This is a genomic window from Streptomyces sp. PH10-H1, assembly GCF_030063355.1.
GTDB lineage: Bacteria > Actinomycetota > Actinomycetes > Streptomycetales > Streptomycetaceae > Actinacidiphila.
This window is the reverse complement of sequence record NZ_JASISZ010000118.1, coordinates 1-16,274: the sequence shown is the minus strand read 5'-3', so window position 1 is coordinate 16,274 and position 16,274 is coordinate 1. Positions and strand designations below refer to the sequence as shown.

The window sequence follows — 16,274 nt, the reverse complement described above, 5'->3', positions numbered from 1 at the left end:
GAGAACAACCATGATCACGAACGCCTGCGGGCCCCTTGCGTCCAGGGCACCGGAACCACCACGCCGTCACGCAACGTCACAACCGTGCGTGCCGCCTACGCGATTGCCCGGTTAAATTCGAAGACCCGCCATACCTGGCGAAGCTTGTCCGTTCCATCCGGCTCTTCGGCGTCCACCACCGCCGGCTCGGGCAAGTCCTCCTGTATTTCGGTGTCGAGGGTGCCCAAGTAGTCGTTTGCATCGAGTTCCGAGTAGGCGTCAGCGAAGGACTGGCCCAGGCTGGTCCAGTCCACGGCAGGAGCGGTATCCATAGTCATGAACGGAACGCTACCTTCCGGTACTGACATCGCTACGAGCGTTCGCCCCCAGACCCACTGCGTTGCCTATTGCCGGTTGCCGAACGCTCAGGTGAGCCGCGCAGCATCCGCGCCTCGGAGCCAAATCCTGGTGAGCGAACGGAACATAGCCGGGCATCGCCGGTTAGCCAAACCGGCGTTCCTGCGGACCATTGATCCTCCCGCCGTTACCCGCTCCGTGTGGAAGGACCTTCATGATCCCGCCGTCCTGGACGCCGCCGCCAACCCCAGCCTTCGTGCCGACCCGCGACCCCTTCACTCCCGGGCGGGACATCACCCACGCCCACTTCCAGCCCGGCGATCAGATCGTCGTCATCAAGGGGGTCGCCGCAGGCGAGCTGTGGGGAGATGCCATGCGCGTGGTCGCCCCGTCCTGGCACGCCCCGACTGACGAGGACGGCTGGCGGCTGCGCAATCCCCAGGGCGGCGAGCAGACCTTCCTCACCGCCCACCCCCGCTACCTCGTGCACCTGTCGCGGCGCTGCCCCGACTGCCTGATCCACCTGCGGGCCATGGAGGACTACCTGCTGCCCAAGTTCACCGACCCCAACACCGTCACCAACTGCGGTTGGTACACCATCACCGCCCTCGGCCAGCTCGTGCACATCGCCGACATCCAGAGCGGCCGATGATTCTCCCCATCCAACGCCCGGACAGCGCCCTCGGAGGCACACCGAGGTGATCCCCCACATCAACGAGCGCACCCATACTCCGCACGATCCGCTCAGTGAGGCGCTGGGGCGCCCGGTGTCACCGGACGACGGGCTGACCGAGTACACCGTCGTCGCCCATTGGCCGGGCCTGGACTCCTACACCCTGGATGACGAGCAGAAGATCTGGACGTCCGCCCAATGGGCCGAGCACCTTGAAGATCCGCTGCTGGAGCACCCGTTCGCTGCCAGCCCGAACGACGACCGGCGGGCGATCTTCCACCTCGATATCCGCCTCCACCCCGATGACCGGGTGCTGACCGGCCCCGAATGGGCCGAGGCCGCCCACCGGCTCGCCCGCACCGCCGGCATCGAAGTCCCCGGTGACGAGAACGGCTGCCGGTGGATCGCCGCCCAAGCTCAACCCGGCCGCCTCGACTTGATCGCCAACCTCATCCGCCTCGACGGCGAATGGCACGCCCCGCCTGCCGATGCCCACCGGCAGCTGGCGGAGGAGTCCCGCCGCATCGAGCAGGACCTGCGCCTCATCCCCGCCCCAAATGCTCGTCGGCCGTCGGCCGTTCCCACGGCGTCCACGCAGCTCGCGGCTCTCCTGGCGCAGCTCGCCGACGAGCAGTCCGGGCCGCTCGCCACGGTTCGAGGGCTCGTTGAGCACACCGCTCACCGCATCGCACGACAACCCGGCACAGCCGGGGCCGGTACGGCCCACCGCCTGGAGCTGATCGCCCGCCGCCTTCACGCCATCCAGCACGAGCTGGACGGCGCCGCAGCCCACCTGAGTGACCTGAGCCGCCCCCGTGTAGCCGCCGCACCGCCCGCTGCTCACCGGGCCGCCCATCGATCGCCGTAGGAGAAACGATTCTTTGCCTCTAGCCGACCGCATTCTGGTCATCCGGCGCGATCCGCACTCCGACGAGGTCCTCGCCCGCGGCGGAGACGCAGAGGCCCACAGCGTTCTGCAGCGTGCCGGTTTCGTGCCCATCGTCCGTGTCCACGAGACATACCACCGCACCCCCACCGGTCTCGACCAGGACGAGGAATCCCGCCTCGCCACCCAAGCCGTCGCCCGGCTGCGATCCGCGGGATACCACGTCAACTGCGACGAGGACTTCCACACCGAAGCACGGCCGGCCAGTTACCTGCCGCTGGGCGCATCCGTCGCCCACCTCGCCGAGCGGATCCGCCGGGCCACCACCACCGACGAGGCAGCCGACGCTCTCACCGAGCTGACCGCCGCCCATGACGGCATCCTCGCCGCCCTGGCCGAGGTCCTGACCGCCACCGCCGAGTTCCACGACGGCCTCGGCGAAGCAGCCGACCCGCACATCGCCCAACGGCTTCACTACCTCGCCACGGAGCGCCTGCCCATCATCGGCGCAGACCTGGCCGATACCCGCAACGCCCTCGCCGACCGGCACGCCCCGCACCCCGACCGCAGCCCCTGCGCCCAACAGGTTCCCGCCACCGAACGCGAGCGATCCGCCGTCTGCGCCTGCCCACCCCCGCCGCGGATAGCTCCCGCCCCGCCGCCACCGGTGGCCACCGGGCTCCGCCGCTGACCTCCACCACACCCAAGGACACCATGCACGATCACGAAAACTCCGAGCGCCTTGCTTCGTACGCCGACATCCTCGCCGGTGAACTCCCCGGCGCCTGGACCAGCACGTACCTTCCGTCCGCGGACAAGGACGACCTCGCCGAACTGGCCGAGCGGGTCTGGGACCTGAACCTCGTCGCCGCGACCCTCGCCGAAATCCCGCTCCAGCATGCGGCTGTCCTGAGCCGCCCGGACGGCGCCCAGCTCATCGTCCTGGACCGGCACGACGAGCGCGACGGGTTCCTCATCGCCGCCGTCGCCCCTCATAGCCTTCCCGACGAGGCGTACCGCGCAGTCGCCGAACCCAACGGCACCGCTCTGGTCGACGACCCCTTCCAGGCTGCCGAGACCGTAGCGGGCGACCTTCTCGCCCGCTACGACACCGCGCTCGCCCAGGTCCGACACAACGCCATCGGCGGCATCCAGCCGTCCCAGCCCGAGCGGGTCGTCCTGACTTGGCAGCCGGACGGCAGCCTCGCCGCCGCACCCATCGGAGAGGCGGCTGCCGCCGTCCTGGTGGCCAACGGCTTCGTCCAGGACCCGCAGACCGGCATCCACCGGCTCAGTGGAGACGACACCACCGCGCAGGCCCGCGCCGTCCGTGAACTGGGCGCGCAGCTCGACGCGCACGGCATCGGCACCGGCCTGCAGCACCCCGCCGGCCGGACCGCACCCACGGTCACACCGGCCGCCCTGCCACCGGCCCCCGCTGTGACCCGTGCCCCGGCCCACCCGGCTCGCTGACACACAGCAGCTGACCTCACGCCCCTACTGCGGCTGAACTGGAGGGACCTCCATGGCCAATCTGGCCGACGAGTACGGCACCGACGTCGAGATCTACTTCAGGGCCCCGAGCACCACCATCCACGCCGACACCCCCACCGACGCACCGGCACGGCTCCACGACCTACTGGACCAACTCGGTCTGGAGCGCCAGGATATCCGCACCGCCGGGCCCGTCTACACCTGGCATGTTACGCCCGAACACCTCGACGCTGATGGGCAGAAGCGCCTGGCCACCCGCGCGATCCCCGCCCTCATCTTGGCCGGGTACAAGGTCAACTGCGCCCCCGACGTCTTCGATGAGGACGCCTACCAACAGGCCGTGAACGAGGTCCGCGCCAGCAAACCCGATCCCGCGGCGCGATACCCCGCACCAGTCGCCGCCCCCAAGCGCCCCGCACCGTCCCCGCGCACCCCGTGAAGCGGGCCGGGCGGTCCCGGCACCCCACCGGAGCCGCCCGGCCCGCACCGTCCGAACCATCGGAGAAACCCTTAACACCCCGCATGCCACCGCCGATCACCCACAGCCGCAAGCCCCGCCTGGCGACCGCTCTATTCCGCCGGTACCTGCACGCATGCATCCCCACCGGCCCGCAGGCCGTTCTCCCCGAATCCCAGCGGATAGCACCCCGCCCAGACACTGACCGCCCCGCTCTGGAGGAGCATGTCCCATCCCACCCCGTACCCGGTGAGGCTCGCTGACGAGATCAGCCGCCAGCTCGACCAGCTCGCCAAGCACCTCACCCACCTGCCCGCGCACGAGGCCACACAGGTCATCGCGCGGATCCTCGACCCCGACCACGGCCTACTCGGTGGCGTCACCCACCTGATCTACACCGGCAGCGTCTTCGCCAAGGACCAAGCCGAGCGCGGCGCACTACCGGCCGAGGTGTGGCTTGCCCTGGGCCGGGCCGCGACAGACCTCGCTAACACGGGCGCAGACCTGGAGGAATACCGGGACGCTCTCCGGCACGTCTCCACACAGCCCGCCAGCGGCGCGGGCAAGCCGCCGGCCCCTGCATCGCTCGTTGTCCGGCGGCACCGATGAGCCGGAAGCCGACGAGCCGAGGGCCGGGCGAGCAGGCCCAGCAGCACTACCTCATCGAGCCCCGCGCGCTTGCCGGCGGCGGTGACCTGCGGCACGTCTCCGAGTTCCTGCGCGCCTCGGGATGGCGGGACAAGTCCAAGACAGGCGGCCCTCTTGTCATGGAGAGCCCGGAGCGAGCTGTCCGTATCTCCTACGACCCCTACGTCCTGCCCGGTGGGTGGACGATCCACGGCAGGGCGATCGGCCAACAGGAGGAGTGGTGGGCGGTCCTTGGGCGGCAAACACCGGTGGAGATCGTCGCTGGTCTCACCGACGCTCTCTCTGCTCCCCGCTCTGCGCATGCTCCCAACGCGTGGGCGCCCTTGCAGGAGCAGGACTGGCAGACGGGTCCCGAGGGTGGGCACTACACCGCCACCAGTCCTGACGGCAGCGCCCGACTGCAGTACCACGAGGTCCCTGGCGGCCAGCCCATGTGGTGGGCTGAGGCGAAGGACGGCCAAGGCAACGGGTGGTCCGCCCAGTTCACCGCCAGCACCCCGATGCATCTGGTGCAAGCCTTCTCGACCGCGCTTTCCAGCCCTGAGCCGGTGATGCGCCCGCTCGGCCGAGTCCCCCAGAGCACCCAGATCCGCACCACGTCCGTCTCCGTCCTGCCCTCCCAGCTCAGCGCCTGGCAGCAGTCCCGGATCGCCGCCGCCCGCGCCGCCACTTGGGCCCGCAACACCGCCCGAGGTAACCGGCCCCGCACCACGGCTCGCCCCCACGCGCACGCCGGCGGAACCCGAACTCGCCGCTGACCCAGCACTCACAACTTCCGAGGAGCCCTATGCCCGCACTCACCCCGGACACCATCCGAAGCGCGACCGAGACCCTGACCCACCTCACCGAGTATCTGCGCGACGAGCCTGACCCCGAAACGGCGTTCGCGCTCGTCGAGCCGCTGCTCGACGAGTACACCGGCCTGCCCATCCAGCTCGCCGACATCCTGCGCGCCTTCGCCCGCACCGTAGCGGGTCACCTCGATGCCCCGTGGCCGGCCGGGGCCCGCGAGTTGATCGCGGAGCTGCGGGACGCCGCGTGGGAGCAGACCGACCAGCACACCCTGCACTACGCCCTGGACGATCTGCGGCTCCTGTTCGACCAGGCTCGGGCGACGAAACCGGGGTGCTGCGCTTGCCGGTGAGTGCACGGCAGCTCGCCACCTTCGCCTCCACGCACGCCTGGCAGATCCCGTTCGACACCAGCCCCCGCCACCTCGCCGGCCCCGGAGACGCCCGCCACGTCACCCACGGCCTGGCCGCCGCCGGCTGGACCCCCACCTCCGACCCGCTAAGCGCCGAGATCGTCCTGCGCAGTCCCGACCTTCGGCACACCCTCCAGTTCAACCCGCAGTCCGCCACCTCCGCGTGGTGGCGGCTGCGGGCTGAGCCCGCCGGCTCCGAGCCAGGTTGGTTCGCCGAGTTCGGCGAACTCGTCCCCGCCGAAGTCCTCGCCGGCATCACCGACGCCCTCGTCGCTCCCGCACGCGCCGAGCCGAGCAGACCGCTGTCCGTGTTGGAAGGCGCCGGTTGGCTCATCGACGGCCGCGGGTCCGCCGCCTCCGACCCACCGGGGTGCACGGTGGAGCGCCGACCGGAGAGCGGCCGGGGCACCGTGCCCTGGCGTGAACCGGAGCGTGTGTCCTGGCACATCGAGGTCCATGACCAGCCTGAGGTCTTCGTCAACGGTCCCCGCCTGTGGCACGCCTGGTTCGACGGTCATACCCCCGAACACCTCGTGACCGCGTGCGTCGCGGCGCTCGCGGATCCCGCTCCGCTGCAGCGCGGCATGTTCGACCGGACCGGCCACGGGGCCGCCCAAGAGCGCAGTGCTCTCACACCGCAACAGGTCGTCGATGCCCACGCCAACCGCCTGGCGACGACTCGGGCGCAGACCCGGGCCGCCCGCCGGCGTCAAAGCGCCGCGCTCGCCGCCCGGTCCACCGCAGCGCCCGCGGTGCGAAGCCGGTGACCGCCCCGAACGGAAAGCCCGCCATGACCACCCACCCCACCCACTGGGTCCATGAACTGCGCATGCGCCAGCTCGCCCACTACTTGCGCGAGAGCCGGCAGATCCTGGCCGACTGGGACGCCTACTCCGACCATCACTCCGACCCCGAAACGTACGAGCCCCTGGACGAGACCGCGTACGGGCTGCGCCAGCGCCAACGTGACGCCGACACGTGGAACTCCTTCGCCCGCGTGCTCTACGTCGCCGACGACATGCTCGACACCGCCGAACAGCAGCTCGCCCAGCTGCCTCCTGCCGATGCCGTCGGGCTGACCGGGCAGATCCGCGAACTGCACACCAGCATGTACCGCCTCCACGCCCTGCACGTCGAAGGGCCGGCCCGCCATGGCGCCATGCCCAGCAATCCGGCGTTTGACGCCGAGGCGCTGGCCGAGCGGAACGCCGAAGCCTGGCACCACCTCAACCAGTGGACTTCGTTCGGCCCTGCGCTCATTGCCGCCGATGTGCTGTTCCGGCAGGCCCAGGCGGCGCCTCCTACCGGCACTCCCCTCCAGGGGCCGGTGACCTCCACCCCGCACGCCAAGGGCCCGGGGAAGCGCCGGTGACGCACCCGCACGACCTCTGAACTGCCCGCGACAGCCGCCCCTCAATCACAGCGGCAGCCGCTGCTACCCCTGCCCCGCCCGGAAGTTTGGAGCCCTTTGCCGCCCTCGTCCAACAGCTCCACCGACGGTTACGACCTCGTTCTGCGCCTCTTGCTTGGGGTGCTCGCCATCGTCGTCCCCCTGTCCCACCTCGCCTGGCTGGGCGGCAACGCCACCGCCTACGTCACCGGAACCAGCTGGGCGCCGTACCAGCCGACCACCGCCCTGCTGCACCCCGAACAGCTCTGGCCACAGGCAGGAGAAACGTCCCTTCTGATCGGCACCCGCATCGTTCCCGTACTCCTCCTCCTGGCCCTGGGGGCAGCGGCCGGCGTCATGTGGGCCCGGCGCAAGAACGGCAGCGGCGGCCGGAAGAAGATCACCGACATGGCCAAGGCCCGGGACATCGAGCCGCTGCTGGCCAAGGCGATCACCGACAAGGCCCGTTCCCTGCGCCCGAGCCTGAAAGACACCAAGCGCATCGACCCGAAGGACACCGGCATCCTGCTCGGCAACCTCCAAGGCAGCCGCCACGAGGTGCGGATGGGCTTCGAGGACGTCGCTGTCGCGATCATGGCCCCCCGGTCCGGCAAGACGACCTCGCTGGCCATCCCCTCCATGCTCGCCGCACCCGGCCCGGTCCTGCTGACCTCGAACAAGGCCGCCGGTGACGCCTTCACCGCCGCCTACGACGCCCGCACGCAGGTCGGCCGGGTGTGGACGATGGACCCACAGCAGATCGCCCACGCGGCTCGCGAGATGTGGTGGAACCCCCTCGCCAGCGCGAAGACCCTCGACGGTGCCGGCCGGTTGGCCGGCCACTTCCTCGCCGCGAGCGTCGACGCCAGCGCGCAGGGCGACTTCTGGTCCAAGGCAGGCAGCAACATCCTGAGCCAGCTGCTCCTGGCCGCCGCCCTCGACGAGCGGCCGATCACCGACATCATGCAGTGGCTCGCCTTCCCGGCCGACCGCACCCCGCTCGACATCCTCCGCGACCATGATTTCGCCGCCGTCGCCGCCCAGCTCAAGGGAACCGTTGAAGGGCCGCCGGAGACGAGAGACGGGATCTACGAGACCGCCCGCCAGTACGCCGCCGCCCTGCTCAACACCGAGATCGCGGCCTGGGTAACACCGCAAAAGGACATCCCCGAGTTCCGGCCCGCGCAGTTCGTCACCTCCACCGACACCCTGTTCCTGCTCAGCAAGGACGGCGGCGGCGGAGCAAGCGCTCTCATCGCCGCATGCGCGGATTCGGTCATGCGGGCGGCCACCGCCCAGGCCGAGCGTGCCGGTGGACGCCTCGACCCGCCGATGCTGGCGATCCTCGACGAGGCCGCCAACGTCTGCAAGATCAGCGACTTGCCGGACCTGTACTCCCACCTCGGCAGCCGCGGGATCATCCCCATCACGATCCTGCAGTCCTACCGCCAGGGCCAGAAAGTCTGGGGCGACGCCGGCATGGACGCGATGTGGAGTGCCTCGACCGTGAAGGTCATCGGCGCCGGTATCGACGACCCCGACTTCGCCGACAAACTGTCCCGGCTGATCGGCGACCACGACGTGGAAACCACGTCCACCTCGCACTCCGAATCCGGAAAGTCGACCTCGGTGAGCATGCGGCAGGAACGGATCCTGCCCGCCGACGCGATTCGCGCCCTGCCCAAGGGCACGGCGCTCTGCTTCGCCACCGGAATGCGTGCCGCCATGCTCGACCTGCGCCCGTGGTACCTGGAGTCCGGTGCCGACGAGCTGTCCGCTGCCTCCGCCCGCGCGTCGAAGGCCATCACCACCCGCGCCATCGCGAAGTACGCACCGCAGCAATCCGACTTCGACAAGGCCGTGTGAGCGCACCCCCTGGGTCGCGTGCCTCCCCGAATGCAACTCCACCAAGCGGATTGCGCCGTCGACCGCTGGCTACCGTCCCGCCGGCATGCCTACGGCCGCCGCATGACCGTTGACCCGACGACCCGCCTCCGGAGCCCTCTCTGCCCACGAAAGAAATCGACCTCCCCAGCCAGCGCGAGCGCCTGCGCCACCTCGCCTGCGCTTTCGAGGCCCTTCGCATCCAAATCCGCGACCTCACGTTCACACCCGGCCCCGACGCCGTGCGCCGTATCGCACCGTTGATCTCCAAAACCCATGACCTGGTCGGCAAGTCGATCCTGCAACTGTCCGCACTCGACGGCAGCCAGTACACCGCCGTCCCCGGCAGCAGGGCCTCCCTGGACGCCCTCTGCAGCGTCGTCTCATCCGTATCCCTGGCCGGCATCGACCTAGCGCACGCGCTGGCCGCCAGCCCCCTCGACGGTGCTTCCTTCGGCGAGCCGGCCGATAATGAGGAGGGCATCCGCCAGGCCCGACACGCCCACGCCCTGCCAGTCATGGCCGACCACCTGCATAACGCAACCCAGCAGCTGGAGTTGTGCGCGACGGCCTGCCGATACGTGGCCAGCGGGTTCGACCGGGACCTGGCATCCACCGCGCAGAACACCCAGCCCGCGCCGCCGCAGAAAGTGAGCCCCACCCAGCAGCAGGCGCTGACCGCGCTGGCGACGGGCGGGGCGCGCCTGCGGGCAGCGAACAACTACGCCACTCCTCGTGTCTACGTCCCGGACGGCAGCCGGGTGGGTCTGGCCACTTTCGCGGCGCTGGCCAGGCGGGGCCTGATCCACGTGGACACCTCTGCCCCGCTCTATCAGGGGCAGAACGTCAGCGTCACGGCGCAAGGCCACCGCGCCCTGGCCCACTGCCGGATCACGGCCACCCTCCCCAGCGCCGCTGTCCCGGCGCCGCCGACAGCAGCGTCCACCCTCGGGGCGCGCCGGTGAGCGAATTCCTGGAGGACGACCGCGTCCTTATCTCCCCGCGCCACCTCGCCGGCGCTGGCCTGGACCGCCTCGCCGACGCCATCGGCCCCCTGGTTCACCTCTTCGGGTGGCCCACCGGGCACGACCCCACCCGCGGGCACGTCGCCCTCGACAGCCCGGACCACAGCCTGACGGTCGACTTCGAGCCCACCCGGGTGGACGGCATCTGGTGGACCATCGCCCACCACCAGCCGTACTGGGAAGCGCGGTTCACCCGACAAACCCCCATCGAGGCGATCGCGGCCGTCACCCAGGTCCTGCCGCAGCTGCTCGGTGACCACCGCCACGCCGATCGCATTCCCCTCAGCACCAGCAGCCTCGCCGACATCGCACACCTGAACGGTTGGGCCGCGTCGCCGCATGGTGAGGCGTTCACCTCGCCCGACGGACAGTGCACCCTGCGCCGCGACGCCGACAGCGACGCCGCCTGGAGCGCCGCGCACGGCGTCTACGACGGGTTCGACACCCACTGGAACGCGACCTTCACCCAGGACACCCCCGATCGCCTCATCGCGCAGTTCTTCGCCCACCTCGCCTCCACCCTCCCCGTCGAGCGCCGGTACGGCGACATCCCGTACCTCGTCCGGGACCTCGACGACGCGCTGATCACCCCCGTCCGCGGCGCCACCGTCAACCCGCAGGTCCACCACGCCGCCGCCCAAGCGGGCCGCGCTCATCACGCCCACCGCCGCTGAACCACCCGGCCCGCGACCACGATCACCACACCGGAGGACTCCCCCGCACCATGACCACACCGTCCCGCGACGGGCAGCACGCCGCGCCCCCGCCCACTGCGCCCGAGCAGCTCCTGGAGCTCGCCGGCGACTTCTCCCGGCACAACGACGCCCTTACTGCCCTGACCGCGACCGGCCCATCAGCAACCAGCAACGTGCTGCAACACGTCGCCTTCACCCAATGCCTCGCCCGCGAGCCCCTTACCGCCATCGCCGTCATCAAGCGGCAGCCGCTGCACCACACCCACCAGGTGCAGGACGCGCTGGTGCGCCTCAAGCAGCTCGCCTACCTCACCACCGAGGCAGCCGACCACCTCCTGGACGCAGTGGACCTCATGCGTGCGGCCCGCGAGCAGGGCGCCGGGAGCCCGGACCAGCTCGCGGCTCATCCGGAGCCGCTCCGCGCGGCGTTCCGCCGGATCCAGCTGGCTCGCGAGCTGACCGCCCTGGCACCCGAAGCCGTCGTCGAGGCCGCCGAACATATCGCGCGCGAGTCACACCGCCAGAAGGCGGCCGAACCTCACCCGCAGGAGATCCGCCTGTCACTCGCCCAGTACACCGCCCTGCGCGCTGCCGCGAGTGGGCATGTCCTGGCGACGGACCTGTTCGGCAAGCAGTCCGCCAGCATCCGCAGCACCCGCATCCCCATCAGCACCCTTCGATCTCTGCAGGCCAAGCACCTCCTCCAGCACGAGATGCTGCCTCCTGCCCACCGCGACGCCGCACACCAGTCACGGATCCGCCTGTCCCCCGCGGGCGTCGCCGCACTCGCTGCCCTCCTGAGCTGGCCCCGGCCCGCCCCACTGACCACCAAGGGCGCATTACACCCGGCGCCGGCCAAGCCGGCACCGAGCCGAGCCCGCTGACCTCGGAACGACCAGCGCCTTCGTCCCTCTGACTCAGCTCATGAACACCGTTTCTGCGAAGGCGCCGGGTCAGCACGACAAGCGAGATACCGATCGAAAATCTCCTGGCTATCAGGAGTGAAGGTCCACTGCTGCAGAGTCCGCCGCAGCTCGGACTCGGCCAGCCACCCGTGCCAGGCCACCTCACCCGGATCGGGGGCGACGACCTCCGGAAGCACGGCATCGCACACCCCAAGCCAGTGAGGGCTGAGCCCGACCCGGTTGAGGAACGTGAACCGAAGGCACACTGTCGCCGGCGTTCCCAGCTCCTCACTGAGCTCGCGGGCAGCTGCCTGCTCATAGGACTCGCCGACTCCTGCAGCGCCCCCGACCCCGAGTTCGTAATGACCTGGGAAACGGGTCAGCTGCTCGGCACGCCGATGGACGAGATAGCGGCCTTGCCCATCACGGCACACCACCGAAGCAACTCGGTGCAGCCAGCCCTCCCGAACGGCCTCCCACCGACTGGCTACCCCCAGCACACGGTCCTGAGCGTCAACGCGTTCCACGAGTTCATCCACGACGCACACGGTCGCAGAACCCACTGACACCCTCCCGGACTGCCCGGACGCTCACGCAGTCAACGGCCCTCGGACCACCCTCATCCCACCGAACGAAAGGTCACGACCCTGTCCCCATTCTCAATAACTTGCCCCTTCCACGGCAACGCGCAGTGGAGAACCATCCGGAACACCTCTGCGTCGGAGTGGGCGGACGTCGTCGCGTTCGACGCCGCGATCCGCCAGGGCAACGCCCGCGCCAACGCGACCGGCAACCGGCTCCTGGGGCAAGCATTCCTCCACCGTTCCCGCGTGCCGCTCGACCAGGCCCCCATCGACCACGTCACCGCCACCGAACAGGCAGCTCTCCCGCAGCTATCCGGCGACACCGATACGGACGCGGGCGAACTGGAGCAGGGAGTCGCTGACCGGTGCTCCCCGTGGGCGTGCCGCGGATCCGCGACGGAGCCGGAACAGGACGACTTCGAGCTGGCCACGTGATCCTGGACCTCTTCGCGGGGCCGGGCGGCTGGAGCAGGGCCCTGACCGTGTTCGGGGTTCAGGACGTGGGCCTGGAGTGGGACGAGTGGGCCAGCAAGACCCGGCGGGCGGCCGGTCTGTTGACCGTGCGGACGGACGTGGCGCGGTATCCGACGTGGCCCTTTGTCGGCCGGACCCGCGGGCTGATCGCGTCTCCGCCGTGCCAGGCATGGAGCACAGCTGGCAAGCGTCTCGGCCTGCTGGACCAGCCGCTTGTGCACGAGGCCGTCGACCAGCTCGCCGCCGGACGCGACACCCGCGCACGCCTCGTGGCCCGCTGCCGCGACGAGCGCTCCCTGCTCGCGGCGGAGCCAATGCGCTACCTCCACGCCCTGAACACCGCCGGCGAGCCCGAGTGGGTGGCCATGGAGGAAGTCCCGGACGTCCTGCCCTTGTGGAAGCAGTACGCGGCCGTGCTGCGGGCGTGGGGATTCAGCGTGTGGACGGGCATCCTCAACGCCGCCGACTACGGCGTACCCCAGACGAGGCGGCGGGCGATCCTGCTCGCCTCCCGGGTCCGCACCGCCCAGCCCCCTGCCCCGACGCATGCTCAAGTCGGCGAGCCCGACTCGCTGTTCGGTCCGGGCCGCGTCCGCTGGGTCAGCATGGCCCAGGCCCTGGGGTGGGGCGCCACCGACCGGCCCGTGCCCACCGTCTGCGCCGGCGGTGGGCCCGGTGGTGGCCCCGAACCGTTTCCCTCCGGGTCTCGCAAGGCGCTGTCCCATGCGCGTGAGCGCGGGACTTGGACGTCGCGGCCGGACGGGTTCATGCTGCCGTCCCGGACGTCTCGGCTCGGGACGCGCGAGAGCCGTCCCGGACCCGCCGAGGCGCTCGTCTGGTCCTGGTCCCTGCGGAGCAACAACCAGACCAACGCCACCATCCGGCCGCTGTCCGAGCCCGCCGGGACGCTGTTCTTCGGGCACCGCGCCAACGAATGCACCTGGATCGCCGAGCCACCCGCCTCCCCACACCAGAACGCTGCGGCGGCTCCCGTCCCGGAACCGATCCGGATCACCGCCCGCGAGGCCGGCATCCTGCAGACCTTCCCCGCCGACCACCCCTGGGCCGGCAACAAGGGCCAGCAGTTCTCACAGATCGGCAACGCCGTACCCCCACTGCTCGCCGCCCACCTCCTCGCCCCGCACCTGGGCGTTCTCCTCAACCCCGACGACTTCACCCTGGCCGCCTGATGCGCCACACCCCTGAACTGGGCCATGACGACCTCGACGCCGCCACCCCGCCGCCCCCGGTATTCCACGCCGAGCAGGCCCTCCTCGGCGCCCTCCTGCTCGAACCCCACCGCCTTGGCGAGGTGACCAGCGTCGGCTCCGAGGCGTTCTCCGCTGCCGCACACGCCGCCGTGTTCCGCGCGATCAGCTCCCTGCCGGCGTCCGACCCGGTCGACCACACGCAGAACACGCAGTGGCTCGATGCCGTGCTCAGCTCCGCCCGCCAGCAAGCGCCCGGCCTGACCGCCACCTACCTGCACCACCTCATCCAGGTCTGCCCACGGCCCCGGCACGCGCCCGCGTACGCGCGGATGATCGAGGCCGAGCACGCCCGGCGCCGTCTGGCCGCCGCCGCCCAACACCTCGGACACACCGCCCGGGACACCTCACTGCCGCAGCCCGTGATCACCACCCTCGACGAGGCCGACGCCCTGGCCACCGTGGTGGACGACATCGCCGCCCGCTTCCCCTCACACGCCGGCTCCCTGCCCCGCACCCACGTTCCTGAGCCGACCCCGCCCCCCGACCAGGAGGCCCTCGACGAGGAACAGTTGCTGCTCGCAACCGCGACCGCGCTCCCCACCATCATCGAGCAGATGCGGTGGCTGACGCCGGGCGACTTCACCCAGCCGCTGCACGCCGGACTGTGGCAGTGCCTGAACGCCCTAACCCGACGCGACACCCCCGTCGACCCCGTGACGCTGCTGTGGGAAGCACAGCACCGACGCCTGCTGGCAGCCGGAGCCGACCCGCGAGAACTACTCGACCTCCTCAACGGACCGCTCGGCTCCCCCGACCACTGGGGCGAGCGCGTCCTGCAGCGCTCCCTCCTGGCCACCGCCCAGCACACCAGCCAGATCATCGAGGCGTTCACCAACGATCCGGCCACCACGCCGAACCAACTCGTCGTGGGCAGCCGCCGCGCTCTCGCCGGCCTGTCCGCCGTGCGCACCCGATGGCAGCACGCCACTGCACCCGCGCCGGCCCGCCATTCCCGCCCCAGCAAGCCCTGCGGGGCCCCGCAGGCATCCCGGGCCGGGCCGCCGCGGACCACGGCTCCGCCCCCCGCCCGCATATCCCGCTAAGCCCCCGCCGCCCGCCGAGCACGCCTGGCCCTTGCGTACCGGTGACCGGCAGAAGAGAGCCGCCTTCGTGTCGACCCCCTCCCTGGACGCGCACGTCCTCCTCGACAGCCACCCCACCCACCCCAGTGCCGTGACCGCCCTCCTGACCGGTTCCCGGGCCCACATCCCCCACGTGGGCCTGGAGGCCGCCAACTGGCACGTCGTCACCACCAACACCCTGGTTCTGGCCCGCATCGACCATGAGGAGCCCTACTGGGCCGAACAGGCCGCCCAGCAACTGGCCGCTGACGGGATCACCGTCGAGATCACCCCCCAGCTCCGCAAAGCCATGGACGAAGACTGGACCTGGGCCGACTACCCGATGCCCTGGTGCACCCGTGCCGAGATCCGCGAGGTCTCCAACGAAGCCCAAACGATCTACGACGACATCCGCCACGGCCACCTGCTCATCCACGCCCATGCCGAGGACGGCCACACCACCGTCGCGGTCGGCACCTACCTCAGCGGCGGCGGCAAGAGCGTCTACCTCCACGGTGAGAACCACCTGCGGCAGGTCGCCGACACCTTCGACTCACCCGCTCAGGCCCTGGTCGCCTTCGAAAACGTCCACGGCGGCACGATGCGGCCCGGCCCGGCACCCATGACCGACACCGAGCGCGACGCCGTCCAGGCCCGCACACCCTTCGCCATACCCGGCGTCGAACCTCAGCCCACACCAGAACCGGAAACCGTCCCGGCGTACGCCGCCGATGCCGGCGACCACGATGCTCTCCTAGACGCATTCTTCGCCGCTCATGACGACTGGGCGAAGTGGCGGACCTGGTCCGACGACACGACCCACGCGATCCACGAAGACCAGACCCTGCGCATCGAGCGCATCCACGACGCCCCCGCCCACGAAACCGCCTGGACCGTCGCTGCATACGAGACACCGGTCTCGGACCGCATGTGGATTCTCACCGCAACCGGTGCCACCCCCGCCCCCGTGCTGCACCAGCTACTGGAGCACCTCGCCGGCGGAGACGGCTGGGACACAGCCGTCGGCACCCCAGTGAACGAAAAGACCGTCACCGCCGCCACGCAGCCCCTCGCCGAGGCCGGATGGCAGCACACCGTCGACGGACGCTGGATCCGCTGGACATCCCCCACCGCAGACGCGGGGGTCCAGTTCGATGCCTTTGTCCACGGACAGTGGGACATCCGGGTGAGCGGACAGTTCAGGTCCTCGTGTGCGGACAGCTGATCTCCCTGTCCGGTATGACTATTTGTCCCTCGGTCGGGCTCAGGCCAACGGGGTGACACCCT

At 70.5% G+C, this 16,274-nt stretch carries 19 protein-coding genes and 1 pseudogene; 18 read left to right on the top strand and 2 right to left on the bottom strand.

The window, feature by feature from the left end:
- Positions 1-95 precede the first annotated feature (95 nt).
- Entirely contained in the window at positions 96-317 is a 222-nt protein-coding gene (locus QMK24_RS38455; protein WP_283471540.1) for a hypothetical protein, read from the bottom strand.
- A 233-nt stretch (positions 318-550) separates the two neighbouring features.
- Here QMK24_RS38455 and QMK24_RS38450 point away from each other — a divergent pair, with 233 nt between their 5' ends.
- From QMK24_RS38450 to QMK24_RS38385, 14 genes are all read left to right on the top strand, one after another.
- Positions 551-988, top strand: a complete 438-nt coding sequence (locus QMK24_RS38450) for a hypothetical protein (RefSeq protein WP_283471539.1) — start codon at positions 551-553, stop codon at positions 986-988.
- 46 nt (positions 989-1,034) lie between these two features.
- The gene (locus tag QMK24_RS38445; protein WP_283471538.1) at positions 1,035-1,877 is read left to right on the top strand and encodes a relaxase/mobilization nuclease; all 843 of its coding nucleotides are present in this window, start codon (positions 1,035-1,037) and stop codon (positions 1,875-1,877) included.
- 13 nt (positions 1,878-1,890) lie between these two features.
- Positions 1,891-2,586 (top strand): hypothetical protein, encoded by a 696-nt coding sequence (locus QMK24_RS38440; protein WP_283471537.1) that lies wholly within the window; start codon positions 1,891-1,893, stop codon positions 2,584-2,586.
- A 23-nt stretch (positions 2,587-2,609) separates the two neighbouring features.
- Positions 2,610-3,368, top strand: a complete 759-nt coding sequence (locus tag QMK24_RS38435; protein WP_283471536.1) for a hypothetical protein — start codon at positions 2,610-2,612, stop codon at positions 3,366-3,368.
- 52 nt (positions 3,369-3,420) lie between these two features.
- Positions 3,421-3,828 (top strand): hypothetical protein, encoded by a 408-nt coding sequence (locus QMK24_RS38430; protein ID WP_283471535.1) that lies wholly within the window; start codon positions 3,421-3,423, stop codon positions 3,826-3,828.
- A 243-nt stretch (positions 3,829-4,071) separates the two neighbouring features.
- On the top strand, positions 4,072-4,455 hold the full coding sequence (locus tag QMK24_RS38425; RefSeq protein WP_283471534.1) for a hypothetical protein: 384 nt from the start codon (positions 4,072-4,074) through the stop codon (positions 4,453-4,455).
- Positions 4,452-5,252 carry an SPDY domain-containing protein gene (locus QMK24_RS38420; protein ID WP_269290183.1) on the top strand — a complete coding sequence of 267 codons (801 nt, stop codon included), beginning with the start codon at positions 4,452-4,454 and terminating at the stop codon, positions 5,250-5,252. The genes QMK24_RS38425 and QMK24_RS38420 overlap by 4 nt, the downstream gene beginning before the upstream one ends.
- 29 nt (positions 5,253-5,281) lie before the next feature.
- Positions 5,282-5,638 (top strand): hypothetical protein, encoded by a 357-nt coding sequence (locus QMK24_RS38415; RefSeq protein ID WP_283471533.1) that lies wholly within the window; start codon positions 5,282-5,284, stop codon positions 5,636-5,638.
- Positions 5,635-6,465: an SPDY domain-containing protein gene (locus tag QMK24_RS38410; protein ID WP_349307957.1), complete on the top strand. Its 831-nt coding sequence runs from the start codon at positions 5,635-5,637 to the stop codon at positions 6,463-6,465. Before QMK24_RS38415 ends, QMK24_RS38410 begins: the two co-directional genes overlap by 4 nt.
- Positions 6,466-6,488: 23 nt before the next feature.
- On the top strand, positions 6,489-7,070 hold the full coding sequence (locus tag QMK24_RS38405) for a hypothetical protein (RefSeq protein WP_269290037.1): 582 nt from the start codon (positions 6,489-6,491) through the stop codon (positions 7,068-7,070).
- Between the two features lie 96 nt (positions 7,071-7,166).
- Positions 7,167-8,954, top strand: a complete 1,788-nt coding sequence (locus tag QMK24_RS38400) for a type IV secretory system conjugative DNA transfer family protein (protein ID WP_283471531.1) — start codon at positions 7,167-7,169, stop codon at positions 8,952-8,954.
- Positions 8,955-9,214: 260 nt separating this feature from the next.
- Positions 9,215-9,937: a hypothetical protein gene (locus QMK24_RS38395; protein WP_283471530.1), complete on the top strand. Its 723-nt coding sequence runs from the start codon at positions 9,215-9,217 to the stop codon at positions 9,935-9,937.
- Positions 9,934-10,671: an SPDY domain-containing protein gene (locus QMK24_RS38390; RefSeq protein WP_283471529.1), complete on the top strand. Its 738-nt coding sequence runs from the start codon at positions 9,934-9,936 to the stop codon at positions 10,669-10,671. The genes QMK24_RS38395 and QMK24_RS38390 overlap by 4 nt, the downstream gene beginning before the upstream one ends.
- A 50-nt stretch (positions 10,672-10,721) precedes the next feature.
- Entirely contained in the window at positions 10,722-11,576 is an 855-nt protein-coding gene (locus QMK24_RS38385; protein ID WP_283471528.1) for a hypothetical protein, read from the top strand.
- A 38-nt stretch (positions 11,577-11,614) separates the two neighbouring features.
- On the opposite strand, the gene QMK24_RS38380 is transcribed toward QMK24_RS38385, so the two are convergent.
- Positions 11,615-12,136, bottom strand: coding sequence for an NUDIX domain-containing protein (locus QMK24_RS38380; protein WP_443048421.1), 522 nt, complete (start codon positions 12,134-12,136; stop codon positions 11,615-11,617).
- 129 nt (positions 12,137-12,265) lie between these two features.
- Here QMK24_RS38380 and QMK24_RS42135 point away from each other — a divergent pair.
- The 4 genes and pseudogenes from QMK24_RS42135 to QMK24_RS38360 form a co-directional block, all read left to right on the top strand.
- Positions 12,266-12,616, top strand: a pseudogene (locus QMK24_RS42135) (hypothetical protein); the annotation flags it as partial.
- Positions 12,613-13,845, top strand: coding sequence for a DNA cytosine methyltransferase (locus tag QMK24_RS38370; protein WP_283471527.1), 1,233 nt, complete (start codon positions 12,613-12,615; stop codon positions 13,843-13,845). The pseudogene QMK24_RS42135 and the gene QMK24_RS38370, both read left to right, overlap by 4 nt.
- Entirely contained in the window at positions 13,845-14,969 is a 1,125-nt protein-coding gene (locus QMK24_RS38365; protein WP_283471526.1) for a DnaB-like helicase N-terminal domain-containing protein, read from the top strand. Before QMK24_RS38370 ends, QMK24_RS38365 begins: the two co-directional genes overlap by 1 nt.
- A gap of 67 nt (positions 14,970-15,036) precedes the next feature.
- Positions 15,037-16,212 (top strand): SPDY domain-containing protein, encoded by a 1,176-nt coding sequence (locus QMK24_RS38360; RefSeq protein ID WP_283471525.1) that lies wholly within the window; start codon positions 15,037-15,039, stop codon positions 16,210-16,212.
- The last annotated feature ends 62 nt before the right edge of the window (positions 16,213-16,274 follow it).